The 25,101-nt window shown below is 66.6% G+C and carries 22 protein-coding genes, 1 tRNA gene and 2 rRNA genes (1 of these 25 cut by a window edge); 9 read left to right on the top strand and 16 right to left on the bottom strand.

The genetic code is table 11. The annotated features are described in order from the left end of the window. Positions 1-43 precede the first annotated feature (43 nt). From ACWPKK_RS01465 to ykgO, 6 genes are all read right to left on the bottom strand, one after another. The gene (locus ACWPKK_RS01465; protein ID WP_452000596.1) at positions 44-784 is read right to left on the bottom strand and encodes a DUF72 domain-containing protein; all 741 of its coding nucleotides are present in this window, start codon (positions 782-784) and stop codon (positions 44-46) included. 97 nt (positions 785-881) lie between these two features. Further along, the gene (gene pcsA, locus ACWPKK_RS01460; protein ID WP_324867076.1) at positions 882-1,589 is read right to left on the bottom strand and encodes a phosphatidylcholine synthase; all 708 of its coding nucleotides are present in this window, start codon (positions 1,587-1,589) and stop codon (positions 882-884) included. A 198-nt stretch (positions 1,590-1,787) separates the two neighbouring features. Beyond that, positions 1,788-3,113 (bottom strand): glycolate oxidase subunit GlcF, encoded by a 1,326-nt coding sequence (glcF, locus tag ACWPKK_RS01455; RefSeq protein WP_452000595.1) that lies wholly within the window; start codon positions 3,111-3,113, stop codon positions 1,788-1,790. A gap of 17 nt (positions 3,114-3,130) precedes the next feature. Next, entirely contained in the window at positions 3,131-4,426 is a 1,296-nt protein-coding gene (locus ACWPKK_RS01450; RefSeq protein WP_452000593.1) for an FAD-binding protein, read from the bottom strand. 16 nt (positions 4,427-4,442) lie between these two features. Next, entirely contained in the window at positions 4,443-5,930 is a 1,488-nt protein-coding gene (locus ACWPKK_RS01445; protein WP_452000591.1) for an FAD-linked oxidase C-terminal domain-containing protein, read from the bottom strand. Positions 5,931-6,138: 208 nt separating this feature from the next. Next, on the bottom strand, positions 6,139-6,264 hold the full coding sequence (gene ykgO, locus ACWPKK_RS01440; protein ID WP_012973122.1) for a type B 50S ribosomal protein L36: 126 nt from the start codon (positions 6,262-6,264) through the stop codon (positions 6,139-6,141). A gap of 664 nt (positions 6,265-6,928) precedes the next feature. Between ykgO and ACWPKK_RS01435 the strand changes: the two genes are divergently transcribed. Further along, a complete protein-coding gene (locus ACWPKK_RS01435) occupies positions 6,929-7,897 on the top strand; it encodes a tripartite tricarboxylate transporter substrate binding protein (RefSeq protein WP_324867058.1) in 969 nt (322 codons plus the stop codon). Positions 7,898-8,046: 149 nt separating this feature from the next. Here ACWPKK_RS01435 and ACWPKK_RS01430 read toward each other — a convergent pair whose 3' ends face one another. Beyond that, positions 8,047-9,135, bottom strand: a complete 1,089-nt coding sequence (locus tag ACWPKK_RS01430) for a tripartite tricarboxylate transporter substrate binding protein (protein ID WP_452000589.1) — start codon at positions 9,133-9,135, stop codon at positions 8,047-8,049. Positions 9,136-9,430: 295 nt separating this feature from the next. Here ACWPKK_RS01430 and ACWPKK_RS01425 point away from each other — a divergent pair, with 295 nt between their 5' ends. From ACWPKK_RS01425 to tyrS, 5 genes are all read left to right on the top strand, one after another. After that, a complete protein-coding gene (locus tag ACWPKK_RS01425) occupies positions 9,431-10,099 on the top strand; it encodes a 4-carboxy-4-hydroxy-2-oxoadipate aldolase/oxaloacetate decarboxylase (protein WP_452000587.1) in 669 nt (222 codons plus the stop codon). A 27-nt stretch (positions 10,100-10,126) separates the two neighbouring features. Continuing rightward, the gene (locus ACWPKK_RS01420; protein WP_324867051.1) at positions 10,127-11,080 is read left to right on the top strand and encodes a hydroxyacid dehydrogenase; all 954 of its coding nucleotides are present in this window, start codon (positions 10,127-10,129) and stop codon (positions 11,078-11,080) included. A gap of 109 nt (positions 11,081-11,189) precedes the next feature. Next, on the top strand, positions 11,190-12,077 hold the full coding sequence (radC, locus tag ACWPKK_RS01415; RefSeq protein ID WP_452000586.1) for a RadC family protein: 888 nt from the start codon (positions 11,190-11,192) through the stop codon (positions 12,075-12,077). 115 nt (positions 12,078-12,192) lie between these two features. Continuing rightward, positions 12,193-12,852 carry a YcbK family protein gene (locus tag ACWPKK_RS01410; RefSeq protein ID WP_452000584.1) on the top strand — a complete coding sequence of 220 codons (660 nt, stop codon included), beginning with the start codon at positions 12,193-12,195 and terminating at the stop codon, positions 12,850-12,852. Positions 12,853-13,087: 235 nt separating this feature from the next. After that, positions 13,088-14,344 carry a tyrosine--tRNA ligase gene (gene tyrS / locus ACWPKK_RS01405; RefSeq protein ID WP_452000582.1) on the top strand — a complete coding sequence of 419 codons (1,257 nt, stop codon included), beginning with the start codon at positions 13,088-13,090 and terminating at the stop codon, positions 14,342-14,344. Between the two features lie 14 nt (positions 14,345-14,358). Here the strand turns inward: tyrS and ACWPKK_RS01400 are convergent, their stop codons facing one another. From ACWPKK_RS01400 to ACWPKK_RS01390, 3 genes are all read right to left on the bottom strand, one after another. Next, positions 14,359-15,309, bottom strand: coding sequence for an MBL fold metallo-hydrolase (locus ACWPKK_RS01400; RefSeq protein WP_452000580.1), 951 nt, complete (start codon positions 15,307-15,309; stop codon positions 14,359-14,361). Positions 15,310-15,500: 191 nt separating this feature from the next. After that, positions 15,501-15,965 (bottom strand): (R)-mandelonitrile lyase, encoded by a 465-nt coding sequence (locus tag ACWPKK_RS01395; protein WP_452000578.1) that lies wholly within the window; start codon positions 15,963-15,965, stop codon positions 15,501-15,503. Between the two features lie 63 nt (positions 15,966-16,028). Then, positions 16,029-16,424 (bottom strand): (R)-mandelonitrile lyase, encoded by a 396-nt coding sequence (locus tag ACWPKK_RS01390; RefSeq protein WP_452000576.1) that lies wholly within the window; start codon positions 16,422-16,424, stop codon positions 16,029-16,031. A 201-nt stretch (positions 16,425-16,625) separates the two neighbouring features. On the opposite strand from ACWPKK_RS01390, the gene ACWPKK_RS01385 reads away from it, so the two are divergent. Next, complete coding sequence (locus tag ACWPKK_RS01385; protein ID WP_452000574.1) at positions 16,626-17,522, top strand: LysR family transcriptional regulator; 897 nt, start codon at positions 16,626-16,628, stop codon at positions 17,520-17,522. A gap of 28 nt (positions 17,523-17,550) precedes the next feature. Here ACWPKK_RS01385 and ACWPKK_RS01380 read toward each other — a convergent pair whose 3' ends face one another. The 3 genes from ACWPKK_RS01380 to ACWPKK_RS01370 form a co-directional block, all read right to left on the bottom strand. Continuing rightward, the gene (locus ACWPKK_RS01380) at positions 17,551-18,348 is read right to left on the bottom strand and encodes a carboxymuconolactone decarboxylase family protein (RefSeq protein WP_452000572.1); all 798 of its coding nucleotides are present in this window, start codon (positions 18,346-18,348) and stop codon (positions 17,551-17,553) included. A gap of 92 nt (positions 18,349-18,440) precedes the next feature. After that, positions 18,441-19,490 carry an NAD(P)-dependent alcohol dehydrogenase gene (locus ACWPKK_RS01375; protein ID WP_452000570.1) on the bottom strand — a complete coding sequence of 350 codons (1,050 nt, stop codon included), beginning with the start codon at positions 19,488-19,490 and terminating at the stop codon, positions 18,441-18,443. A gap of 43 nt (positions 19,491-19,533) precedes the next feature. Beyond that, positions 19,534-20,661 (bottom strand): MFS transporter, encoded by a 1,128-nt coding sequence (locus ACWPKK_RS01370; protein WP_452004685.1) that lies wholly within the window; start codon positions 20,659-20,661, stop codon positions 19,534-19,536. 435 nt (positions 20,662-21,096) lie between these two features. Here ACWPKK_RS01370 and ACWPKK_RS01365 point away from each other — a divergent pair, with 435 nt between their 5' ends. Then, on the top strand, positions 21,097-22,185 hold the full coding sequence (locus tag ACWPKK_RS01365; RefSeq protein WP_452000568.1) for an alpha/beta hydrolase: 1,089 nt from the start codon (positions 21,097-21,099) through the stop codon (positions 22,183-22,185). Positions 22,186-22,280: 95 nt separating this feature from the next. Then, entirely contained in the window at positions 22,281-22,634 is a 354-nt protein-coding gene (locus tag ACWPKK_RS01360) for a cyclophilin-like fold protein (RefSeq protein ID WP_452000566.1), read from the top strand. Between the two features lie 189 nt (positions 22,635-22,823). On the opposite strand, the gene ACWPKK_RS01355 is transcribed toward ACWPKK_RS01360, so the two are convergent. From ACWPKK_RS01355 to ACWPKK_RS01345, 3 genes are all read right to left on the bottom strand, one after another. Next, positions 22,824-22,900: transfer RNA gene (locus ACWPKK_RS01355), tRNA-Met, on the bottom strand. 79 nt (positions 22,901-22,979) lie between these two features. Further along, a 5S ribosomal RNA gene (gene rrf / locus ACWPKK_RS01350) occupies positions 22,980-23,095 on the bottom strand. A gap of 141 nt (positions 23,096-23,236) precedes the next feature. Next, positions 23,237-25,101 (bottom strand): 23S ribosomal RNA (locus ACWPKK_RS01345); it runs 881 nt beyond the window's last position.

The following is a 25,101-nucleotide window of genomic DNA, read 5'->3' as shown; positions in this document are numbered from 1 at the left end:
CTGTCTCGGTCGTGCTGGGGGGTCGTCCGATAGAGAATTGCGCCTATGACCGGACCCGCAGCCGCTCCATCGTCGCCAAGGCGTCGTCCACGGCATGGAAATCGGCGGTGTTGTCGAAGACGCACCAGACCGGCCGCAGCGCCGCCTCTTGCCGGAGCCGCTCGGCCAGCGCGTCCAGCACCTCCGGCCCGTAGGCGGAGCGATAGATGACCGGCGACCCGTGCAGCCGCCAATAGCGCACCCCGTCCCAGCCGCCCGGCTCTCCGGCCCCCGGAACCGGGGCGGGATCGGCGGCGACGCGGGCGACGCGGTGGGCGATCAGCAGGGACTGAGCTTCATCGGTGAACCAGGAGGCATGGCGCGGCTCGCACACCACGTCGCCGTCGAAGCGGGCACGCAGCAGCGCAAAGAAATCCTCCGCGACCGCACGGTCGAAGCGCAGGCTGGGCGGCAGCTGGACCAGCAGCGGGCCGAAGCGGTCGCCCAGCATCCCGGCCTCCGCCAGGAAGCGCTCCAGCGCGGCGTCGGCGCCCACCAGCCGGGCCTCGTGGCTGATCGCCTTGGGCAGCTTCACCGCGAACCGGAAACCGAATGGGGTGGAGGCGGCCCAGCGCGCCCAGGTTTCCGGCTTGTGCGGACGGTAGAAGCTGCTGTTCACCTCGGTCATCGCCATGACGCGGGCGGTGCGCTCCAGATGCGTGCCGTCGGCTGGGAATGCCGGGGCGGACAGCTTGGGAATGCTCCAGCCGGCGGTGCCGATCCGGATCGGATGAGCCGTGGCCAAGGCGGGATCCTCTCTGCTGCGCCGGGTTGCCGTTGGACTTGCCGTCCAGGCAACGCCCGTCACGCAGAGCTGTTCCCCAACCGTGGAATTCCGGGGATCAGGGGCCGCGCAGGCTCCGCCAGGCGCAGACGGCGGCGTAATAGATCGATGTCGCCAGCCACAGGCCGAACAGCCAGCCCGGACGCGCCGGCTCCAGCACCACCAGCGCGATGCAGCAGAGCAGCCACACCGTGGTCACCGCGATGTTCAGCGGCATCAGCGCCTTGACCCGGAAGGGGTGGAGGAACTTGACCGTGGTGAAGGTCAGCAGCCCCAGCGCCACCACCACCGCCGCATTGAACCAGGGATTGAGGTCGAGCAGCCAGAGGTAGAGGGCGACGACGTTCCAGATCGCCGGGAAGCCAACGAAATAATTGTCGCCGCTCTTCATCCCGACATTGGCGAAGCAATAGAGCGCCGTCAGCAGGATCCAGGCGGCGAGAGCAATGCTGACCAGCCCCTCCGGCAGCAGGCCGAAGCGGTGCATGAACACCGCCGGCACCACGACATAGGTCAGGTAGTCGATGACGAGGTCCAGCGCCGACCCGTCGATGCCCGGCAGCACCTGCTTGACCGAGACGCGGCGGGCCAGCGTGCCGTCCACGCCGTCGACGACCAGCGCGATGCCCAGCCACATCAGGCACAGCTTCGCATCGCCCGCCGCCGCCGCCAGCAGGCCGAGCAGCCCCAGCACGGCGCCGCTGGCCGTGAAGATGTGAACGCCCCAGGCCGACAGGCGATGGGTGATTCCATAGCCGGCGCTCATGCCGATGTTTTCCGTGGGTGGCGAGGAGGACGGTGGCAAGGACAAGGCGATGACCTGAACGGAATGGGGCTGGGACGGAAGGCGGTGAAGCGGGCGGATCTTCTGACACAGATGAACGCAGATAAACACAGAATTGTGGGGGTAAGAAACCCCCGGCTCCGCCCATGCCGGCACGCGCCGCCGTCCCTGCCCCGCCGCTTATGCCGCCCGCGCGCCGCCCTGCCGGAAAGCCGCCTTGCCGGCCAGCGCCTCCGGCATCGGGCCGCCGGTCGCCCAGTCCAGCAGTTCCACCGTGTGGACCACCGGCAGGCCGGTGCCCGACGCGATCTGGGTGATGCAGCCGAGGTTGCCGGCCGCCACCGCCTGGGGAGCCGTGCTTTCGATGGCCGCGACCTTGCGGTCGCGCAGTTCCCCCGCCAGTTCCGGCTGCAGCATGTTGTAGGTGCCGGCCGATCCGCAGCAGAGATGGGCGTCGGGGATCTCCTTCACCAGGAATCCGGCGGCGCGCAGCAGGGCGCGCGGCGGCTCCTTGATGCGCTGGCCGTGCTGCATGGAGCAGGCGGAGTGGTAGGCGACCGCCTGCCCCGTCTCCACCACCGGTCGGGCTAGCCCGATCTCGTCCATCAGCTCGGTCACGTCCTTGGCGAGATCCGCCACCCGCGCCGCCTTGACGGCATAGGCGGAGTCCTCGCGGAACATGTGGCCGTAATCCTTCACGCTGGTGCCGCAGCCCGACGCGTTGATGACGATGGCGTCCAGCCCCTCGCCCTCGATCTCCCCGGTCCAGGCGTCGATGGTCTTCTTCGCGGCGGCGTGGGCGAGGTCCTCCTTGCCCATGTGGTGCGTCAGGGCGCCGCAGCAATCTGCGCCCTTGGACACCACGACCTCGACTCCATGGCGGGTCAGCAGGCGGATGGTCGCCTCGTTGATCTGCGGGGCCAGCACCTGCTGGGCGCAGCCGATCAGCAGGGCCACGCGCTTCTTCCGCGGCCCCTCGGCCGGATGCACGCCGGGCCGGTCGCTGTAGCTCGGCGCCGGGACGCTGGACGGGGTCAGCGCCAGCATGGCCGACAGCCGCTTGGGCAGCATGGCGCGGAAGGGCCGCCCCACAGACGCTCCCAGCAGGGCCAGCCGGAACAGCCGCGGGTTGGGCAGAACCCGCGCGATCAGGTCGCGCATCGCCCGGTCGGCCGGTGGACGGGTGTGCGTCGCCTCGATATGGGCACGGGCGTGATCGACCAGATGCATGTAATGGACGCCCGACGGGCAGGTCGTCATGCAGGACAGGCAGGACAGGCAGCGGTCGATGTGCTTGACCGTGGTGTCGGGCGGCGGACCGCCCTTCTCCAGCATGTCCTTGATCTGGTAGATGCGGCCGCGCGGGCTGTCCAGCTCGTCACCCAGGATGGTGTAGGTCGGACAGGTCGCGGTGCAGAAGCCGCAATGCACGCATTTGCGCAGGATCTGTTCCGAGTCGCGGATCGCGGCATCGGCCAGCTGGGCCAGCGAGAAGTTCGTTTGCATCGAGATCGGCCTTCCCGTTACAGCCCCGCATACATGCGGCCGGGGTTGAGGATGCCCTTGGGGTCGAAGCTTTCCTTGACCCGGCGGCTGAGCGCCATCAGCGGCTCGGGCAAGGGCTGGAACACGTCCGTCGCCGCGCGCACCGCCTCCGGCGCCCGCAGCAGCGTCGCGTGGCCACCGGCGGCGAGAGCCGCGCGGATGGTTGCGCCCGAGTCGGGCGGCGCCGCCAGCCAGACCAGCCCGCCGCCCCAGTCGTAGACGACCTCGACGTCGAGCTTGCGGCTGATGGTCTCGACGGCGGTGGGGCCGGCGGAGGGGGGGACGGAGAGTTTCCAGAGGTGAGTGTCGCCACCCGCGCCCCCACCCCGACCCTCCCCCGCTGGGCGGGGGAGGGAGGCAGGTGCTGATGCGGAAGGGTGGCGGTAGTCCCCTCCCCCGCCCAGCGGGGGAGGGTTAGGGTGGGGGTCCGTAGCCGCACTCAACCATCCCCCATCCCGCACCTCGCGCCAGAGCGCCAGCGACAGGTCGCGGCCCAGCACCGCGTCGGCCCGCAGTTCCTCGCGCAGCATGGTCACGCGCGCGGCGACCGAGGGGCCGAAGCCCTCCAGACGCACCAGTGTCACCGCACCGCCCGCTCCCGCCACGTCGGCCACCCCCGACCGCGCCGCGGTCGCCGCCGGCAGATGGGCGGCGCCCGACACCTCGTAGGGACTGCGCAACGCCCGGTCGAGCATCGCCACCGCAGCCGCGTCGTCCAGCCCGAACAGCAGCAGCGTCGCGGTATCCTCCGGCGCCGGCAGCACCTTCACCGTGACCTCGGTCAGCGCGGTCAGCGTGCCGAAGGAGCCTGCCATCAGTTTGGGCACATCATAGCCCGTGACGTTCTTCACCACCTTGCCGCCGCCCTTGTAGGCCTCCGCCCGACCGCTGACCCCGGCGATTCCCAGCGTGTGGTCGCGGGCGGAACCGGCGGAGATGCGCCGCGGCCCGGCCAACCCGCTGGCGACCAAGCCGCCGAGTGTCCCGCCTTCGGGAGGCTCGAAGGCCAGATGCTGCCCGCGCTCGGCCAGCATGCTGCGGATCGTGTCCATCGGCGTGCCGGCCAGCGCGGTCAGCACCAGCTCCTCCGGCTCGTAGGCGATGACGCCCGACAGGCCCGACAGGTCGAGCGCGTGGCCGGCCTGCACCGGGCGGCCCAGCCCGCGGCGGCTGCCGCTGCCCAGGATCTCCAGCGGTTCGCCGGCCGACAGCGCCCAGCGCACCGCGTCGGTCACCTGCGCGGCGGTCTCCGGCTTCAATGTGGTGATGGTCATGGCGAGCGGCGGCCCTTCAGAAGCGCGGGATGTCGGGGAAGCGCAGTTCCCCTTGGTGGACATGCAGCCGGCCAAGCTCGGCACAGCGGTGCAGCGTGGGAAAGACCTTGCCGGGATTCAGCAGCCCATCGGGATCGAAGGCGCATTTCAGCCGCTGCTGCTGCTGGAGATCGGCCTCGTCGAACTGGTCGGTCATCAGGTCGCGCTTCTCCACGCCCACCCCATGCTCGCCGGTCAGCACGCCGCCGACCTCGACGCACAGGCGCAGGATGTCGTTGCCGAACTCCTCCGCCGCCTCCAACTCGCCCGGCTTGTTGGCATCGTAGAGGATCAGCGGGTGCAGGTTGCCGTCGCCGGCATGGAAGACGTTGGCGACGCGCAGGCCGCAGCGGTCCGACATCTCCTGCATCCGCTGCAGCACCAGCGGCAGCGCCTTGCGCGGGATGGTGCCGTCCATGCAGTAGTAATCGGGACTGATCCGCCCCACCGCCGGGAAAGCGGCCTTGCGCCCGGCCCAGAAGGCCAGCCGCTCCTCCTCGCTGGTCGACACGCGGGCATAGCAGGCGCCCTTGTCGCGGGCGATCGCCTCGACCCGGTCGATCAGGTGGTCGACCTCCGCCGCCGGGCCGTCCAGTTCGACGATCAGCAGCGCCTCGACGTCCAGCGGATAGCCGGCATGGACGAAGGCCTCCGCCGCGTGGATGGCGGGGCGGTCCATCATCTCCATGCCGCCGGGGATGATGCCGGCGGCGATGATCGCCGCCACGCAGTCGCCGCCCTGCTCGCTGCTGGGAAAACCGAGCAGCACCGCGCGGGCGGTCGCCGGCTTCTTCAGGATGCGCACGGTGACCTCGGTCACCACGCCCAGCAGCCCTTCCGACCCGGTAATGATCCCCATCAGGTCGTAGCCGCCGGCGTCCAGATGCTTGCCGCCCAGCCGGATGATGGTGCCGTCGATCAGCACCATCTCCAGCCCCAGCACATTGTTGGTGGTCAGCCCGTATTTCAGGCAGTGCACGCCGCCGGAATTCTCGGCGATGTTGCCGCCGATGGTGCAGGCGATCTGGCTGGACGGATCGGGGGCGTAATAGAAGCCCTCATGCGCCACCGCGTTGGAGATGCCGAGGTTGGTCACCCCCGGCTGCACGGTGACGCAGCGGTTGGCATAGTCGATGTCGAGGATGCGCTTGAACTTGCCCATGCCCAGCAGCACGCCGTCGGCCAGCGGCAGGGCGCCGCCGGACAGCGAGGTGCCGGCGCCGCGCGGCACCACCTTCACCCCCATCGCCTTGCAGGCCTTCAGGACCTGCGACACCTGTTCCACCGTGCTGGGCAGGACGGCGACCATCGGCAGCTGGCGGTAGGCGGTCAGCCCGTCGCATTCATAGGCGCGCAGTTCGTTTTCGTCGACGATCACGCCTTCGCCGGGAACGATGGCGCGCAGCGCCTCCACGATCTCCCGGCGGCGGGCGATCACCCCGCTGTCCGGCACCGGCATCTTCATGGCGGGCGGTCCTTTTCCCGTTGCGGCGAACTCGTCCGCCACACGTACCATCCGCCGGGATCCTAATACAAGACGATGCGGCAATCGGAAGCCGGGACCTCAAAACGCAAGAGCCGCACCCGAAGGCGCGGCTCTTGCGTAAACACCCGAAGACGGAGAGGCTGGGCGCGATGCCCGGCCTCGCAGTCGATCGATCCTTGCGGATCGATCAGCCCTGGCGGGCCTTGAAACGGGGGTTCTGCTTGTTGATGACGTAGACGCGGCCCTTGCGGCGGATCACGCGGCAGGCCTTATGGCGCGTCTTCATCGACTTCAGGGAGTTGACGATTTTCATGATGCTGTTCCTGAACGCTCGGCGGCTCGATTGAAGGCGCGCACCATAGTGCGGTGCCCACCAACTGTCAACGCCCGGGAATGGCCCGAAACACCGGCCGCCGCCGCCCGTCTTTCGCGCCGCATCCACATGGACGGAACGACAGGCGCGGGAGGCGGAAAACGCGGTACATATCATAGAGACACGATACTAAGTTGTGTTCTCCAATAAAGAGAAACCGCGCGGTCCATCCGGTAAATGGCGCGGAAGATATACAACTTCGCGTTAGACGGCGCTGATGGGCGGCGAGCGTAAGACGACTGTCAGCATATGATTCTCGACTTGCCCTGCGCAAGCCAACCCGAACAAAAGCCACCCCACTCCCGAACCAATACACAGTATTTATTTGCCACCCCGCATCACATTCACCAATCCTTCGCAATATTCTGCGGTGTATTGACGCGACGACGCGAAATCGTATGCTGCGGAGTTGAAGGCCTGTTCTTGCTGATGTAGGAACATCCTCAGATATTCAGCGGCATCTGGACCGCCGCCGCGCACGATTACAGCCGATCCCGCCGGGATGGTGCCGATTCGTGCCGGAACGGACCGGACTCCGCCCCGTTCCGCGCAGGGCTTGCCGACTCCGGCCCACCCTGTGCAGCGCATCATCAAAGGGGGGATCATGAAGTTCTGGAAGTCTCTGACTCTGGCGGCTGCGGCCGGTGCGATGTTCATGTCGGCCACGAACGCCAAGGCGGCCTATCCGGAGAAGCCGATCACGATGATCGTGGCCTTCGGCGCCGGCGGCGGCACCGATCTGCTGATTCGCGCCCTGGCGCCCTTCCTTGAGAAGCAGCTGGGCGACGGCGCCCGGGTCGAGGTGGTGAACAAGCCCGGTGCCGGCGGCGAGATCGGCTTCGCCGCCATCGCCGACGCCGCCCCCGACGGCTACACCATCGGCGCCATCAACTCGCCCAATGTCAACGCCATCCCGATCGAACGCCAGGCCCGCTACTCGCTGGACCGGCTCGACCCGCTCTACAATCTGGTCGACGATCCCAGCTCCTTCGCCGTCCACAACGAAGGGCAGTTCAAGACGCTGGCCGACGTGGTGACCTTCGCCAAGGCCAACCCGAACGGCGTTACCGTCGGCACCACCGGCATCGGTTCCGACGACCATCTGGCCATGCTGGTGTTCCAGCGCCAAGCCGGCGTGACCTTCACCCATGTGCCCTTCCAGGGCTCCGCCGCCAACGAAGCGGCGCTGGCCAACAAGAAGATCATGCTGAGCGCCGTGAACATCGGCGAGGCGATGCAGTACAAGCAGAAGGACCCGATCGCCGTCCTGGGCGTGATGGCCGAGAAGAAGGTGGAGCAGGCTCCCGACATCGCCACCTTCAAGGACCAGGGCTTCGCCGCGCTGATGTCCTCGCTGCGCGGCATCGCGTCTCCGAAGGGTCTGCCGCCGGATGTCCGCACCAAGCTGGTCGACGCGCTGGACAAGGCCGCCAACGATCCGGGCTTCCAGGCCAAGGCGAAGGAACTGTACCAGCCGGTCCGCCTGCTGCCGCCGGAGAAGTATGCCGCCGAACTGGCCGACTCGACCAAGGAACTGCGCGAGCTGTGGGCCACGAACCCCTGGCTGAAGTAAGACCTGCGCAAGGTTGACGCGAAAAGAAAGGGCGCCGGCCAATCGCCGGCGCCCTTTTTCATTCCAGCGTCAAAGCTTGCGTTTCTCGGCCGGCAAGCCCGCCTTCGCGGGAATGACGGCCGAGACTCGTTCAAGGAAATCTCAGTTCCTTACTTCAGCCAGGGGGTTTCCTTCCACATGGCACGGAAGGTCGCCTCCTGGGTCTTCAGCTCCGCCGCATACTGGTCGGGGGGCAGCAGGCGCAGCGGCTGATAGGCCTTGCGGGCGATCTCCTGGAATTCCGGATGCAGGACGGCCTTGCCGATGGCATCCACCAGCTTTGCACGGATGTCCGCCGGCAGCCCGACCGGCGCGGCCAGACCGCGCAGCGACGCCATCTTCACGTCGAACCCTTGGTCCTTGAAGGACGGCACGTCCGTGGCCTGGGCCGACCTCTCCTCGGTCATCACGCCCAGGATGCGGATGGGATCGCCTTCGCGCGCCCGCGCCGATTCGCCGATGTTCATCGAGGTCACCTGGATGTGCCGGCCCAGAAGCGCACGGTGGGCGTCGGCACTGCCCGGGAAGGGCACATGGGTCAGCCGGGTCTGGGTCAGTCGCTGGAACATCAGCATGGCCAGATGGTCGTCGGAGCCGATGCCGGTGGTGCCGACCGTCACGCTGTTGGGGTTGGCCTTGGCGAAGGCGGCGACATCGGCCAGCGTCTGGTAGGGGCTGTCCTTGTGGACGACGAAGGAGCCGGGATCGTCGACCAGATTGTAGAGCGGGTCGAGCCGGTCCAGCGAAAAGCGGGCCTGGCGTTCGATCGGGATCGTCACGACGTTGGGCGAGTTGATCAGCCCGATGGTGTAGCCGTCGGGGGCGGCGTCGGCGATGGCGGCGAAGCCGATCTCGCCGCCGGCACCGGGACGGTTCATCACGATGACGCGGGTGCTGCCGCCCAGTTCCTTCTCTATGAAGGGGGCGAGCGAGCGGACGATGAAGTCGGATCCGCCACCGGCCGCATAGCCGACGATCAGGGTGATCGGCTTCTCCGGATAGGCCGCCCAGGCCGTGCCCGCCCCTGCCAGCCCGAAGGCCGCAGCCAGCGCGGAGGCGGCGATCCCGGCAGCACCGGCCAGCCGGGCGGCACGTCGCCGCAGGCCGCGCGAAAGGGCACCGAACCGTCCGGTTCCGACCGGATCGGCGGCCGTTCCTGTCGATCCACCCCGCACGGCGGGACGCGCGTTCGTATCCATACATCGCCTCCTTCGGTTCGCATCCGCTGAACAGCCGGGACCATCCCAGAACCGCTGCACAGGCGGATGCGGCATCTTTCAATTGCTTTTTATCGATCGAGAGACGCCGATCCGGCGCCTTCTTGCGGCGGCCCCATTGTAAAGGCGATTTTTCGTCAATCAACCACCGTTTCGATATTTTCAGCTACCTGTAAATATTCTAATACTTGTTCATCTATCACGCTTCACCCGCCATACGGATTATCCGGTGCGAAACCGGCCGCACGGCGCTTATTTTCGAAAGGCTGCTCCCGGCATGACCGTTCACAAGGATTTCGTCCGCCCCGCCGCCGCGACGGTGGAGGCGCTGCGCGCCCAGTCCCCCGCCACCCTGCACGAGGCGATGGGCAAGAAGGGCGCCATGGGCCACCCGATCAAGCCGCTGTTCCCCGGCATGCGGCTGTGCGGACCGGCGCTGACCGTGTCCTGCGGGCCGACCGACAACCTGATGATCCACATCGCGGTGGCGCTGGCGAAGCCGGGGGACATCCTGGTCGTCGACTTCAAGGGCATGACCGACGCCGGCCCCTGGGGCGACGTGCTGACCGCGTCGGCCATCGCCCGCGGCCTGGGCGGGCTGGTCATCGACGGCTGCGTGCGCGACGCTGTCGCCATCCGCGACATGGGCTTCCCGGTCTTCTGCCGCGGCACCAACATGAAGGGCACCAACAAGACCGACGCCAAGGGCGACATCAACACGACGATCGTCTGCGGCGGCGTGATGGTGTCGGCCGGCGACATCGTGGTCGCCGACGACGACGGCGTGGTGGTGGTGCCCCAGGCGCTGGCCGCCGACACGCTGGAAAAGGCCGCCGCCCGCGAGGCCGCGGAAGAGGCCTACCGCCACAAGCTGGAAGCCGGCGAGACGACCATCGAGCTGCTGAACCTGAAGCCCTATCTCGACGCCGCCGGCATCACGCTCTGACCCTCCCTCTTGATCGAGCCTTCCGCCATGCCCGACATCATCATTTCCGAATTCATGCAGCCGAGCGCCGTCGATGACCTGCGCCGCGACTTCGACGTCCATTACGACGAGACGCTCTACAAGCGCCTGGACGAGCTGTATGCGATGGGCAGCACCGCCCGCGCCATCTGCATCCGCAACGAGACGGAGATCCGCGGCGCCTTCTTCGACGCCTTCCCCAACCTGAAGGCGGTCGGCCGGCTGGGCGTCGGGCTGGACAACATCGACGTGCCGGCCTGCCGGGAGCGCGGCATCGCCGTCCTGCCCGCCACCGGCGCCAACGAGGTGTCGGTGGCGGAGCTGGCCATCGCCGGCCTGATGATGCTGGTGCGCGGCACAACTTATTTCGCCACGCCCGACGTGGTCGCCGGCAAATGGCCGCGCGGCCGGCTGATCGGGCGCGAGGTGTCGGGCAAGACCCTGGGCATCGTCGGCTTCGGCCGCATCGGCCGCCATGTCGCCCGCCGCGCCCAGGGGCTGGACATGACGGTGATCGCCGCCGACCCGCATGTGCCCGCCGACGATCCGGTCTGGGCCCGCATGGGCGTGGAGAAGGTATCGTTCGACCGCATCTGGGACACCGCCGACGCGCTGTCGCTCCACCTGCCCTACACCCCGGAGACCCACAATCTGGTCAACGCCGAGGTGATCGCCCGGCTGAAGCCCGGCACCATCCTGGTCAACGTCGCCCGCGGCGGCATCGTCGACGAGGCGGCGCTGGCCGCGGCGCTGACCAGCGGCCATCTCGGCGGCGCCCTGCTGGACGTCTTCGCGACGGAACCGCTGCCGGCCGACAACCCGTTCCAGGGCGTGCCGAACCTGATCCTGACCCCGCACATCGGCGCCACCACCGACGAGGCGCGCGTCCGCACCGGCCACATGATCGCCGACAATGTCCGCGCCGTGCTGACCGGCACCATCCCGGACACCGCGATCGTCTGAGAACCGTCGCCGGACCGGACTCCGACCTCCTGAAGCGCGAGCACACCCCCTGTGCGCTCGCGCATTCAGACGCTATAGTCGGTGCCATACATAGGGATGGCGCTGATCGATGGCAGGACGCAAAACGACTGGACGCGGCAGGAAAGCCGAAGGCGCGGGGGGCGGAGCGGAAATGGACGATGCCGGCCTGACCGCCGGTCTCCTGCCGTTTCCGGAAATTCTGGCCTCAAGCGCCGATGCCACGCTCGCGGCTAGCGCTTCGTTGCCGGTTCTGGACGATGGGCAGGCCGATGAGCCGGCCGACGGCGATCCCCATTATCTGGACCACCGCAACCGCCTGCGCCGCCGCTTCCTCGATCGCGGACCCGACGCGCTGGAGGATTACGAGCTGCTGGAGATGGTGCTGTTCGCCGTCAGCCCGCGGCGCGACGTGAAGCCGCTCGCCAAAATGCTGATCCGGACCTTCGGCGACCTGTGGGGCGTGGTCAACGCGCCGCCCGAACGGCTGCGCGGGCTGAAGGCCGAAGGCGTGTCGCTCGGCACCGACAACGCCGTCGCCGCCGTCCGCATCGTCGGGGCAGCCGCCCTGCGCGCCCTGCAGCAGCGGGTGATCGACCGGCCGGTGCTGGCCTCCTGGCAGGCGCTGATCGACTATTGCTCCGCCGCCATGGCGCATGAGCCGACGGAACAATTCCGCCTGCTGTTCCTCGACCGCAAGAACACGCTGATCGCCGACGAGGTGCAGCAGCGCGGCACCGTCGACCACACCCCCGTCTACCCGCGCGAGGTGGTGAAGCGGGCGCTGGAGCTGTCGGCCAGTGCGGTGATCCTGGTCCACAACCACCCCTCCGGCGATCCCACCCCCAGCCGGGCCGACATCGAGATGACCAAGGAGATCGTGCGCGCCGCCAACGCCGTCGGCCTGATCGTCCACGACCATCTGGTGATCGGCAAGGGCGGGCGCCACACCAGCTTCAAGGCCCAGCGCCTGCTGTGAGCGGCGGTACCCCCTGCTTTCCATGCAGCCGGGCCATGCTCCGCCACTTTGCAATTGCGAATCGCTCTCCATTTTGTTGACGTGACGGTGCCCTGCTGAAAGACCCGCCCCCTTCATGTCCTCCTCGCCCCTCTCCTTGAAGCGCCGCAGCCTGCTGATCGGCTGCGGAGCGCTTGTCCTGATGTCGGACCGCGCCCTGGCCGCGCCCGCGGCACCCCGCCGCCTCAGCCTCAGGAACCAGCACACCGGCGAGACGTTCGAGGGGCCCTACCGCGACGCCTCCGGTCCGCTGCCCGACGCGATGGCCGACCTCTCCAAGCTGCTGCGCGACCATCGCGCCAACAAGGAGGGGCCGATCGACGTCGGCACGCTCGATTTCCTCGCGGACATCATGGAGGCGGTCGGGCAGACCAAGGCAACCATCCTGTCGGCCTTCCGCACGCCGGAAACCAACGCGATGCTGGCCGCGCGCAGCCTGGGCGTGGCGGAGCACAGCCAGCATCTGCTGGGCCGCGCGCTGGACATCACCCTCCCCTCGCGCCTGCCCGATGCGCATCGCAGCGCGCTGGACCTCAAGCGCGGCGGAGTCGGCTGGTATCCGCGCTCGCATTTCCTGCACATCGACACCGGGCCGCTGCGCAGTTGGGAGATGTTCGGGCAGAACCTGGACGGGCTGTTCGCCCCCGGCGTCCGCGGCGCCCGCCCCCGCACCGTGTCCCAGCGCATGCAGCTTCACCGCGCGCTCGCCCGCCGCCAGCTGCTCGGCAGGCGCTGAGCGGTTGGCAGCATTGACCTGTCGGGGGTGGATCTTCCCGGCATACCGGTGTAGGGAAGGCTTCATGACCGACCGCATCGCCCTCACCGCTCCTATGTATTATCCGCCGCTCACATAGCGCGGCGTCGATCGGTCATACCCGAAACCATGCCGTCGCAAGTCCGGCGGCCATGGTCCTCTCCCCGATAGAGACAGTCTCCGGACGGCAACGGTCCATCCGCAAGAGACCTGTCCCATGTCTTTTCCCATGTCTTCCAAATCCAGTGCCGCCGATTTTCTCCGCATCCTGCGCGAGCGCGGCTTCCTCCATCAGTGCAGCGACCCGGCCGACGACCTGTCGGGCCTTGCCGGCGCGGCGCCGGGCGGCGCGCTGACCGCCTATGTCGGCTTCGACGCCACCGCGGCCAGCCTGCATGTCGGGCATCTGCTGTCGATCATGGCCTTGCGCTGGCTTCAGCGCACCGGCAACCGCCCCATCGTGCTGATCGGCGGCGGCACCACCAAGATCGGCGACCCCAGCTTCCGCGACACAACGCGGCCGATGCTGGACGATGCGCAGATCGCCGCCAATGCCGCCGGACTGCGCCGCGTCTTCGGCCAGTACATGAGCTTCGGGGATGGGCCGACCGACGCGGTGATGGTGGACAATGCCGATTGGCTGGACGGGCTGGACTACGTGCCCTTCCTGCGCGACGTGGGCCGTCATTTCACCATCAACCGCATGCTGAGCTTCGAGTCGGTGCGCCAGCGGATGGAGCGCGAGCAGCCGCTGACCTTCCTGGAGTTCAACTACATGATCCTCCAGGCCTATGATTTCCTGGAGCTGTCGCGGCGCCACGGCTGCCTGCTGCAGATGGGCGGGTCCGACCAATGGGGCAACATCGTCAACGGCATCGAGCTGGCCCGCCGGGTGGAGCGGCGCGAGCTGTTCGGCCTGACCACGCCGCTGCTGACCACCGCGTCGGGCACCAAGATGGGCAAGACCGCCGGCGGCGCGGTGTGGCTGAACGCCGATGCGCGCAGCCCCTTCGATTTCTGGCAGTTCTGGCGCAACACCGAGGATGCCGACGTCGGCCGCTTCCTGCGCCTGTTCACCGAACTGCCGCTGGACGAGATCGCCCGGCTGGAGCGGCTGCAGGGGGCCGAGATCAACGAGGCGAAGATCGTCCTGGCGACCGAGGCCACCCGCCTGTGCCATGGGGCGGCGGAGGCCGACAAGGCGGCTGCGGCGGCCGGCTCCCCCTTCGCGCCGGGCGGCGACGGCCTGCCGGAGATCACCCTGCAGCGTGAGGGGGCCGACGGCGTGCCGCTGGTCGACGCGCTGGTTGCAGCCGGCCTGTGCGCCTCGAAAGGCGCGGCGCGTCGCCTGATCCGCGAGGGCGGCGCCCGGCTGGACGGCGAACCGGTGACCGACGAGACGGCGGCGCTCACGGCCACCGGGGTTTTGTCGGCGGGCCGCAAGCGCCATGTCCGCGTGCTCCTGACCCCCTGACAGGGCCGGTGGCGTCAACCCTCCAGCTGGCGCCACATCTCCAGGTCGCGCTCGGCGGTCCAGATGCGGGGGTCGGGATACTGCGTCGCCTCGTCATAGGCGCGGGTGACGTTGAAGGGCATGCAGTGGTCGAAGATCACCCAATGGCCGAACTTCGGCTTCAGCGCGGCGTAGGTGTCCTTGTAGATCGTCCGCAGGTCCTTGCCGGCGGCGACCCCCTGCTTCACCAGCTCGAACAACTCGCTGGTGAAGGCGCGGGTGCCGCGCAGCCCCTCCTCCACCTGTTCCGGCGTGGTCAGGGCGGCGCCGCGGCCGGGCACCAGCTTCTCCGGCTTCAGCGCGGCGATGGCGTCGAGCGTCGCCGGCCAATTCGTGAAGTAGGCGTCTCCGCAGTAGGGAGTCGCGCCGTATTCGACGAGGTCGCCGGAGAACAGGATCTTCTGCTGCGGCAGCCACACCACCGTGTCGCCCTTGCTGTGGCCACGGCCGAGTTGCAGCAACTGCACCTCCAGCGAGCCCAGCCACATCGTCATCTTGCCGCGGAAGGTGATGGTCGGCCAAGTGAGGCCGGGGACCGATTCGACGGCGCGGAACAGACGGGGGAAGCGTCCGATCTCGCTCGCCATGTCGGCTTCGCCACGCTCGACGATCAGGTCGCGGGTGTCCTCGCTGGCGACGATCTGCTCCGGCGCATAGCCGGACGCGCCCAGCACGCGCACCGCATGGTAATGCGACAGCACGACATGGCGGATCGGCTTGTCGGTGACCTCGCGGATTCGGCGGATGACGTCCTGCGCCATCACCGGCGTCGCCTGGGTGTCGATCACCATCACCGCATCGTCGCCGATGACGATGCCGGTGTTGGGATCGCCCTCCGCCGTATAGGCATAGGCGTTGTCGGACAGCCGGTCGAAGCTGACCGCCTTTTCCTCCAGGTCGGCATGCGAGGCGAAGTTCTTGGACATCCCGTTTCTCCCCAGGCGCGGCCCCCATCGAAGCATCGTCCGATATGGCCGCCATTGATCGGTTGGCCCAACCATATCGTTTCACTTGAAACCATGCAACGCGTTTGCATCCCTCGGACGGGAGGGGCCTTCGCCGATTCGGTCGCGGTGGCATGCAACCGGCTCGGCGGCCCCATGCCGATCCGCTTCACCTATCTGAGGTACTGGTCGTCGGTGACCTTCTCCATCCACTCGACATTCTTGCCGCCGGCCATATTGGTGACGGCGATGTGGCCCATGCCGTTGCCGGCGGTGGCCCCGTGCCAGTGCTTCACCCCCGGCGGGGTCCAGATGACATCGCCCGGCCCGATCTCCCGCTTCGCACCGCCTTCCTCCTGCACCCAGCCGATCCCGGTGGTGACGATGAGGATCTGGCCGGCCGGATGGGTGTGCCAGGCGGAGCGTGCTCCCGGTTCGAAGGTGACGAGGCCACCCGACGACGATGTCTGGTCGTTGGCCGGATACAGGGGATCCACGACGACGGACCCGGTGAAATACTGATCCGGCCCCTTGGCCGAGGGTCGCGAGCCGTTCGGCGAGATCACCATGCTCTCGGCGGAGGCCTGTGCCGCACCGGCGAGAGCAAGCGCGAGGGTGACGGCGACGAGCCGCTTCATGGTCATCCTTCCTGGGTTTGCGTGGTTCCGAAGCGGGTCTTCGGTGGCCGGCTGCGGACGCGGCTAGCCGCCGTACTGGTCGTCGGTGACCTTCTCCATCCAGTCGACGGCCTTGCCGTCGAGCTGCTCCTGGATGGCGATGTGCGTCATGGAGGTGGTGGGCGACGCGCCGTGCCAGTGCTTCTCGCCGGGAGGGAACCAGATCACGTCGCCCGGACGGATCTCCTCGACCGGGCCTCCCTCCCGCTGCACCCGGCCGACGCCGGCCGTGACGATCAGGGTTTGCCCCAGAGGATGGGTATGCCAGGCCGTTCGGGCGCCGGGCTCGAACGTGACGCTGGCGGCCATTGCGCGTGCAGGGGCGTTCGCCTGGAAGAGCGGGTCGATGCGGACCGTGCCGGTGAACCACTCTTCCGGCCCCTTGGTGGACGGCTGCGAGCCAACGCGCGTGATGTGCATGGTTTCGATCCTCCGGTCGCGGCACCTGCCGGGCTGCTGTCAACGAGACTCTAGTCGGTGCAGGCGCCGGCGATTAGCCGCTGGATCGCGCATGGGTCTATCGATACCGCTCATGAATGATGTGCGGGAAGGCGATAACGTGACGACCGGGTTTCCGGTACAGTGCCGGAACTCGCCCGATCCCGTGGAAGGGCTTCATCGATGCCGCGCGAAAACGTCAACGATCTCATCGCCTTCCTGGCCGTCGCGCGGGAGCAGAGCTTCACCAGGGCCGCCGCCAAGCTCGGCGTCTCGCAGTCGGCACTCAGCCACACCGTTCGCCAACTCGAGGAGCGGCTCGGCATTCGGCTGCTGACCCGCACCACCCGCAGCGTCTCCCCGACGGACGCCGGCGAGCGCCTGTTGCTGACCATCGGCCCCCGGTTCGACGAGATCGAGGCCGAACTCGACGCCCTGAGCGAATTCCGGGACACGCCGGCCGGTTCCATCCGGATCACCGCCACCGATTACGCGATCGACGGCCTCCTCTGGCCGAAGCTGCAGCCTTTCCTGCGCGCGTACCCGGACATCAAGGTCGAACTCATCAACGACTACGGCCTGTCCGATATCGTTGCCGAGCGGTATGACGCCGGCGTGCGCCTCGGCGAACAGGTGGCCAAGGACATGATCTCGGCGCGGATCGGGCCCGACATCCGCTTCGCGGTGGTTGGAGCGCCCTCCTATTTCGCCGGGCACCCGGTGCCGGGGACGCCGCAAGACCTGATCGGCCACACCTGCGTCACGTTGCGGCTTCCCACGCACGGGGGGATCTATGCGTGGGAATTCGAGAAGGACGGCCACGAACTGCGGGTGCGGGTGGACGGCCAACTCGTCTTCAACAGCATCTTCCACATCCTCAATGCGGCGGTGGCCGGCTTCGGGCTCGCCCACGTGCCTGAGGATCTGGCGAGGCCGCATCTCGAGGAAGGACGCCTCCAGCGCGTGCTGGAGGATTGGTGCCCCCTCTGGTCCGGATACCACCTCTACTACCCGAGCCGCCGGCAGTCCTCGCCGGCCTTCGCCCTGCTCGTCGACGCGCTGCGCTACCGGGGCACATGAGGAGCGGACGGGCGGCCCGGGGATGCCGTCAACCGGGGCGCTTTTCGAAAACCTCCTTGAAGACGGGCAGCGCCGAGAAGGCATTGGGCCAGCCGGCATGGAAGGCAAGATGGGTGAGCGCTTCCGAGGCCTGCTCACGCGTCAGGCCGTTGTCCATCGCCCGGTTGAGATGGTAGGGGATCTGCGCGACCTGCCCCGAGGCAATCAGGGCGCTGACGGTGACCAGGCTGCGGTCCCGCGGCGCCAAATCCGGGCGCAGCCAGAGGTCGCGGAACAGCACCTCCGTCGTGTATTGCACGACCCCCGGGGCCACCGCGCCGAAATTCTGCGCCACGCCCGCCGCGCGCCGTGCCTCGGCGGCTTCGTCGAGGGGAAGCGGTTCGGGCGAAGCCGGGGGAAGCTGGTCGGCCGCGATACGCCGCTGGGCGAAGACATCCTTCGTGACCGCCACCGCCGCCATGGCATTCGCCCATCCGGAGTAGAAGGCGAGATGGGTGATGATCTCGGACAGTTCGCCCGGCTTGACGCCGTGGTCGAGCGCCAGATTGACGTGGCGCGGCATCTCGATCTGCTGGTTGCGGGCAATGAGGGCCGCCACGGTGACGATGCTGCGGTCGCGCGGCGACAGGCCAGGGCGTTTCCACAGATCGCCGTCGACGGCGGCTTGCGCGTACTTCTCCAGCGCCGGCGAGACCGCCCGAAGATCCTCGGACGTCAGGGTGACCTTGCGGGTTCCGGAGTCCGACGCGGCCGCGCCCTGCTGGGCATGGGCTGCCGAGGAGGCGAGCAGAGCGAGGGATGCGACCGTCGCGGCAAGACGTTTCATCGGTATCTCCATTCGGCGAAATCCTGAGACCTGGATCGGCAAGATGGGCCGGCATGACGGACCGGCCCTTTCCCTCGTCCCGACCGTTGCGATCAGCTGGCCAGGGAGGCGTTGTCGATCACGAACCGGTACTTCACGTCGCCCTTGAGCATCCGCTCATAGGCTTCGTTGATCGTGTCGGCGCGGATCATCTCGATGTCGGCGACAATGCCGTGCTCCGCGCAGAAATCGAGCATCTCCTGCGTCTCGGCGATACCGCCGATCATCGAACCGGCAAGCGCGCGGCGCTTCATGATCAGGTTGAACACGTTGGGCGAAGGGTGCGGCGTGGCCGGCGCCCCCACCAGCGCCATCGTCCCGTCACGCTTCAACAGCACGAGGAACGCATCGAGGTCATGCGGGGCCGCGACGGTGTTCAGGATAAAGTCGAAGCTCTTGGCATGGGCGGCCATCTCGTCGGGATTGCGGGAGACCACGACCTCGTTCGCGCCGAGCTCCAGCGCCGCCTCGCGCTTGGATTCCGAGGTGGTGAACGCCACCACATGCGCGCCCATCGCATGGGCGAGCTTGATGCCCATATGGCCGAGACCGCCGATGCCTACCACGCCCACCTTCTTCCCCGGACCGGCCTTCCAGTGTTTCAGCGGCGAGTAGGTGGTGATGCCCGCGCACAGCAGCGGCGCAACCGCGGCGAGTTGGCTCTCCGGGTGCCTGATCCGCAGCACATAACGCTCGTGCACCACGATGCGCTGCGAATAGCCGCCAAGCGTATGGCCGGGCGCATCCGGCGTCGGGGAATTGTAGGTGCCGACCATGGCGTCGCAATAGTTCTCCAGCCCGTCCTCGCAGTCCGGGCAGTGCCTGCAACTGTTGACGATGCAGCCGATGCCGACGAGATCGCCCGCTCTGAAGCCCGACACATGTGCGCCGACCGCCGACACGCGTCCCACGATCTCGTGTCCGGGAACGCACGGCCACTGCGTGCCGGCCCATTCCGCGCGCGCCTGATGCAGGTCCGAATGGCAGATGCCGCAAAAGGCGATCTCGATCTGAACATCATGCGGACCGGGAACCCGGCGCGTGATCTCCAGCGGTTCGAGGGGCTTGTCGGCGGCATAGGTGCCATAGGCTTTGACGGCCATCGAAGTGCTCCTTGAGTCACATGTCATGTGTGAGGTGTTCCCGTCACGCCGGCTGAAGCCGGGCCGCGCGCGACGCCCCGAATGCCAGAAGGGCGGCCATCACGAGACAGACGGTGCTGACGCCGAACGCGGCCTGATAACCGCTCAGGTCGAACAGCGTCCCCCCGATGGTCGCGCCCAGCGTGATCGCGAACTGAATGGTCGCGACCATCAGACCGCCGCCGGCCTCTGCATCCGCCGGCAGGGTCCGCGACAGCCATGTCCCCCAGCCGACCGGCGCCGGCGTGCCGATCAGTCCCCACGCGCCCAGCAGCAGCACTGTCCCCGCGACCCAGCCGCCAAAGGCGATCAGCGCCACGGCGATGCCGGCCATCAGCAGCGGGATCACGATGAGGACGCCGTACAGGCTGCGGATCAGCACCGGTCCGATCAGCATCGTGCCGAGGAGACCGGTCACGCCGACCACCAGCAGGATGAGCGACAGCATGGAGACATCGACGCCCGTCACCGTTTCCAGGAACGGCCGCAGATAGGTGAACAGCGCGAACTGCCCCATGAACAGGAACAGGATCGCCGCCATGCCGAAGGCCACCTTCGGCCGGCCGAGGAGCCGGAACACATTCCCGGTGCCGGAGCGGCGTTCGCCGGGCATCGCCGGCAGGCTCATCAACTGCCAGGCCAGGGCGATAGCCGCGAGCGGCACCACGCAGAAGAATGCGCCGCGCCATCCGACGAAAGCACCCAGGAAACTTCCCAGCGGAGCCGCGATGGTGGCCGCGAGCGCGTTGCCGCCGTTGAGGATGGCAAGAGCCCGCGGCACCGAGGACTCCGGCACCAGCCGCATCACGGTTGCCGTGGACATCGACCAGAAGCCGCCGATCGCCACGCCAAGCAGCGCCCGGCCGATCATCAGCGTCGTATAATCCGGTGCGAAGGCGACGACGGCCCCCGACAGCACCATCAATCCGGTCAAGGACGACAGCACCGCCTTGCGGTCGAGCCGCCCGGTCGCCGAGGCAATGAACAGACTGGTCAACACGGCGAAGATGCCGGACACCGAGATGGCCTGTCCGGCTTGGCCTTCGGTCAGGATCAGGTCCGTGGCGATCGGCGTCAGCAGACTGACCGGCATGAATTCGGACGCGATCAGCACGAAGACGCAGAGCGACATCGCGAAGACGGCGCCCCACGCCGCCGGCCGGTCCGCGGTTGCGCCGCTTTGGGAAGTGACTTGAACCTGCATGCGATTGCCTGAGCGTGTGGAGGATGGGCGCCAACGGAGCGGCGGACCTCGCCTGCCAGGGGCTGGCCTCGCCCATCAGGGTTGGGTCCATCCGGTGGGGCATAGATAGTCGAGGGGCTCGTCAGCCATTAGCGGCTGATGACCGCATGCGGTTATGAGTTGCACTCATCAATCGGCCCGATGCCCCCGGCCCTGCATGCCCGGAATTGATGAGCGGAATTCATAACGGCAAGCAAAACGCGCCGTCTAATGCACGCGCCCCATACCGCCTAGAGTCTTGCCGTGAAGAAACCAAGCCCGTGGGAAAGCCCAGGCGTGAGAGGAGCCACAGCAATGAACAGGCAAAATGGGGATCAACGCGCCGTGGACGCGCACGCCGACATCGATGTCGACCGGCGCACGCTCCTGAAGATGACCGGTGCCGGTGCTGCCGCGCTCGGCATGATGTCGGTCCTCGACCTGCCGGCTGCGATGGCCCAGGACATGTCCAAAGGCGCGGCCAACTTCTACACCAGCGACAGGGTGAGCCTCCAGAAGGTCACCTTCAAGAACCAATACCAGATGACCGTCGCCGGGAATCTCTTCACCCCCAAAACCCTCGACCGCACGGCGAAGACCCCGGCGATCATCGTCGGCCACCCGATGGGCGCGGTGAAGGAGCAGAGCGCGAACCTGTACGCCACGAAGATGGCGGAGCAAGGATTCGTGACCATGTCCATCGATTTGCCGTTCTGGGGCGAGAGCGACGGCCAGCCTCGCAATCTGGTTTCGCCGGATATCTATGCCGAGGCATTCAGCGCCGCGGTCGATTTCCTGGGCACCAGGGCGTTCGTCGACAGGACACGGATCGGCGCGATCGGGGTCTGCGGCAGCGGGAGCTTCGTCATCAGCGCGGCCAAGATCGACCCGCGCCTGAGGGCCATCGCCACGGTCAGCATGTATGACATGGGCGCCGCCAACCGCGATGCGCTCCAGCATTCCCAGACGGTCGAGCAGCGCAAGCGGATCATTGCGGAGGCGGCCGAGCAGCGCTATGTGGAGTTCACCGGCGGAGAGACCAAATACACCAGCGGGACGGTGCATCAGCTGACGGCGGACACTCATCCCATTCAGCGCGAATTCTACGATTTCTATCGCACGCCGCGGGGCGAATACACGCCCAAGGGCGGATCGCCTCTCCTCACCACGCATCCAACGCTGTCCAGCAACGTCAAGTTCATGAACTTCTACCCGTTCAACGGCATCGAGACGATCTCTCCCCGTCCGATGCTGTTCATCGCGGGCGACCAGGCTCACTCCAAGGAGTTCAGCGAAGACGCATATCGGCGCGCCGCGGAGCCGAAGGAGCTTGTCTGGGTGCCGGGAGCCGGCCATGTCGATCTCTACGACCGCGTGGACCTGATCCCGTTCGACAAGCTGGCCCGCTTCTTCAACCAGCACCTCACCGCGTAGGCGAGGTGACGCAGGACGCAAAGCTCAAGGAGAACGTCATGCGACGCTTATCTTCGATTGCCGCCGGTGTCGCACTTCTATGGACAGGGAATGCCATGGCGCAAGACCGCATCCTGATTTCCTCCGAATGGGGAAATGTCACGGCCGAACTGGTCGACAACGCCGCCGCCCGTTCCCTGGCGCAGATGTTGCCGATCACAATCGAGATGCATGACCACCTGCGTCAGGAAAAGACCGGCAACCTGCCGGCAGCTCTGCCGGAGGCCGCGCGGCAACGCGACTTTTCAAGCGGGACGCTCGGCCTGTGGGGGCCGGATCATTTCGTGGTCTATTATCGAAGCGGTCGCGTGCCTCAACCGGGGATCGTCATTCTCGGCACGGTGACCGGCGATGTGTCGATCTTCGACCGCCCCGGCCCGATTTCGGTCCAGGTCCAGCACGCACGGTAAGCAACGGCGCAAATGCCGGCCGATCTTCACCGGCCTTCGTGGCCGTGGTCGAAGCGCTGCGTCATCGCGACTGACCCCGCCGCGTTTTCGACCTGCACGTCCCCCGTCGGGTCCCATCCGGATCCGGTGGATGCGCCCAACAACGAAAAGCCGCTGAAGCGCGATGCGCTTCAGCGGCTTTTCTTGATTTGGTTGCGGGGGCAGGATTTGAACCTGCGGCCTTCAGGTTATGAGCCTGACGAGCTACCGGGCTGCTCCACCCCGCGGATGTCTCGGTATGGGGTGATGGATTTCGTGACGATGCCAGCGTGTTTGCTTTGGTTTGACGTCTCTTGAGCCTGAGTGACCTGGCGGCGACCTACTCTCCCACGTCTTAAGACGCAGTACCATTGGCGCGGAGGCTTTTCACGGCCGAGTTCGGGATGGGATCGGGTGTTTGACACCTCGCCATGACCACCAGGTCACCAAGGCTCAAGACCGACGCTTCCGAAGCGTATCGCTGTTCAGTGCAAGTGAGGGAGGATGTATCGAACTGGCGGTGTTGCGTCAAGCAGGGCCCAACAAGCAGGCTTGCTGCTGCGCATGGCGCGGTTTGTGGTGTCGAGATCAAGCCGATCGAGCGATTAGTAAGGCTTAGCTTCAGACATTGCTGTCCGTCCACATGCCTCCTATCGACGTGATGGTCTGTCACGGCTCTCAAGGGAGCTCTGGTTTAGAGGTGGGTTTCCCGCTTAGATGCTTTCAGCGGTTATCCCGTCCATACTTAGCTACCCGGCCATGCCACTGGCGTGACAACCGGTGCACCAGAGGTATGTCCATCCCGGTCCTCTCGTACTAGGGACAGATCCTCGCAAAACTCCGACACCCACGGCAGATAGGGACCGAACTGTCTCACGACGTTCTAAACCCAGCTCACGTACCACTTTAATCGGCGAACAGCCGAACCCTTGGGACCTGCTCCAGCCCCAGGATGTGATGAGCCGACATCGAGGTGCCAAACGACTCCGTCGATATGGACTCTTGGGAGTCATCAGCCTGTTATCCCCGGCGTACCTTTTATCCGTTGAGCGATGGCCCGTCCACGTGGAGCCACCGGATCACTATGGCCGACTTTCGTCTCTGCTCGACTTGTCAGTCTTGCAGTCAGGCGGGCTTATGCCATTGCACTCGACGAGCGATTTCCGACCGCTCTGAGCCCACCATCGCGCGCCTCCGTTACACTTTGGGAGGCGACCGCCCCAGTCAAACTACCCGCCATGCAGGGTCCCGGACCCGGATCACGGGCCACGGTTAGATGCCAGAGACTTCAAGGGTGGTATTTCAAGGTTGGCTCCACCCGGGCTGGCGCCCAGGCTTCCAAGCCTCCCACCTATCCTACACATGAAGTCCCTAGCACCACTGCAAAGCTGTAGTAAAGGTGCACGGGGTCTTTCCGTCTGACCGCGGGAACTCCGCATCTTCACGGAGAGTTCAATTTCGCTGAGTTGGTGTTGGAGACAGCGGGGAAGTCGTTACGCCATTCGTGCAGGTCGGAACTTACCCGACAAGGAATTTCGCTACCTTAGGACCGTTATAGTTACGGCCGCCGTTTACCGGGGCTTCAATTCAAGGCTTGCACCTCTCCTCTTAACCTTCCGGCACCGGGCAGGCGTCAGACCCTATACGTCGCCTTGTGTGGCTTCGCAGAGCCCTGTGTTTTTAGTAAACAGTCGCTACCCCCTGGTCTGTGCCCCCCGCCATGGCTTGCGCCACAACGGGGCCCTCTTCTTCCGAAGTTACGAGGGCAATTTGCCGAGTTCCTTCAACACCATTCTCTCAAGCGCCTGGGTATACTCTACCAGTCCACCTGTGTCGGTTTGGGGTACGGTCTATACGGCGGGGCTATTTCCTGGAACGGGTCCACAGCATGTCCAATCCGATAAGGACATACACGCTTTCCCATCCGTCACCTCCGCCAGGCCCACGATTATTAACGTGGTTCCCATCGACTACGCCTTTCGGCCTCGCCTTAGGGGCCGGCTCACCCTGCGTGGATTAACCTTGCGCAGGAACCCTTGGACTTTCGGCGACAGTGTTTCTCACACTGTTTGTCGCTACTCATGTCAGCATTCTCACTTCCGATACCTCCAGGCGGCCTCACGGACACCCTTCGCAGGCTTACGGAACGCTCCGCTACCACGTGATCAAAGATCACATCCGCAGCTTCGGTACACGGCTTGAGCCCCGATACATTTTCGGCGCAGGCCGGCTTAACTAGACCAGTGAGCTATTACGCTTTCTTTAAAGGATGGCTGCTTCTAAGCCAACCTCCTGGTTGTCATGGCCTTCCCACATCCTTTCCCACTTAGCCGTGATTTGGGGACCTTAGCTGGCGGTCTGGGCTGTTTCCCTCTCGACGATGGACCTTAGCACCCACCGTCTGTCTGCCGGACTGCACTCTGCGGTATTCGGAGTTTGGTTAGGTTTG

It is taken from the genome of Azospirillum largimobile (assembly GCF_977007025.2).
Note: the sequence above shows the minus strand (reverse complement) of the source record. Positions and strands in the feature narration are given on the sequence as shown.

What these genes read in the sequence shown, in the direction of transcription:
- pcsA (WP_324867076.1), bottom strand. Translation starts at nt 1,589, where the DNA reads ATGAGCGCCGGCTATGGAATCACCCATCGCCTGTCGGCCTGGGGCGTT.
- glcF (WP_452000595.1), bottom strand. Translation starts at nt 3,113, where the DNA reads ATGCAAACGAACTTCTCGCTGGCCCAGCTGGCCGATGCCGCGATCCGC.
- ACWPKK_RS01450 (WP_452000593.1), bottom strand. Translation starts at nt 4,426, where the DNA reads ATGACCATCACCACATTGAAGCCGGAGACCGCCGCGCAGGTGACCGAC.
- ACWPKK_RS01445 (WP_452000591.1), bottom strand. Translation starts at nt 5,930, where the DNA reads ATGAAGATGCCGGTGCCGGACAGCGGGGTGATCGCCCGCCGCCGGGAG.
- ykgO (WP_012973122.1), bottom strand. Translation starts at nt 6,264, where the DNA reads ATGAAAATCGTCAACTCCCTGAAGTCGATGAAGACGCGCCATAAGGCC.
- ACWPKK_RS01435 (WP_324867058.1), top strand. Translation starts at nt 6,929, where the DNA reads ATGAAGTTCTGGAAGTCTCTGACTCTGGCGGCTGCGGCCGGTGCGATG.
- ACWPKK_RS01430 (WP_452000589.1), bottom strand. Translation starts at nt 9,135, where the DNA reads ATGGATACGAACGCGCGTCCCGCCGTGCGGGGTGGATCGACAGGAACG.
- ACWPKK_RS01425 (WP_452000587.1), top strand. Translation starts at nt 9,431, where the DNA reads ATGACCGTTCACAAGGATTTCGTCCGCCCCGCCGCCGCGACGGTGGAG.
- ACWPKK_RS01420 (WP_324867051.1), top strand. Translation starts at nt 10,127, where the DNA reads ATGCCCGACATCATCATTTCCGAATTCATGCAGCCGAGCGCCGTCGAT.
- radC (WP_452000586.1), top strand. Translation starts at nt 11,190, where the DNA reads ATGGCAGGACGCAAAACGACTGGACGCGGCAGGAAAGCCGAAGGCGCG.
- ACWPKK_RS01410 (WP_452000584.1), top strand. Translation starts at nt 12,193, where the DNA reads ATGTCCTCCTCGCCCCTCTCCTTGAAGCGCCGCAGCCTGCTGATCGGC.
- tyrS (WP_452000582.1), top strand. Translation starts at nt 13,088, where the DNA reads ATGTCTTTTCCCATGTCTTCCAAATCCAGTGCCGCCGATTTTCTCCGC.
- ACWPKK_RS01400 (WP_452000580.1), bottom strand. Translation starts at nt 15,309, where the DNA reads ATGTCCAAGAACTTCGCCTCGCATGCCGACCTGGAGGAAAAGGCGGTC.
- ACWPKK_RS01395 (WP_452000578.1), bottom strand. Translation starts at nt 15,965, where the DNA reads ATGAAGCGGCTCGTCGCCGTCACCCTCGCGCTTGCTCTCGCCGGTGCG.
- ACWPKK_RS01390 (WP_452000576.1), bottom strand. Translation starts at nt 16,424, where the DNA reads ATGCACATCACGCGCGTTGGCTCGCAGCCGTCCACCAAGGGGCCGGAA.
- ACWPKK_RS01385 (WP_452000574.1), top strand. Translation starts at nt 16,626, where the DNA reads ATGCCGCGCGAAAACGTCAACGATCTCATCGCCTTCCTGGCCGTCGCG.
- ACWPKK_RS01380 (WP_452000572.1), bottom strand. Translation starts at nt 18,348, where the DNA reads ATGAAACGTCTTGCCGCGACGGTCGCATCCCTCGCTCTGCTCGCCTCC.
- ACWPKK_RS01375 (WP_452000570.1), bottom strand. Translation starts at nt 19,490, where the DNA reads ATGGCCGTCAAAGCCTATGGCACCTATGCCGCCGACAAGCCCCTCGAA.
- ACWPKK_RS01370 (WP_452004685.1), bottom strand. Translation starts at nt 20,661, where the DNA reads ATGTCGCTCTGCGTCTTCGTGCTGATCGCGTCCGAATTCATGCCGGTC.
- ACWPKK_RS01360 (WP_452000566.1), top strand. Translation starts at nt 22,281, where the DNA reads ATGGCGCAAGACCGCATCCTGATTTCCTCCGAATGGGGAAATGTCACG.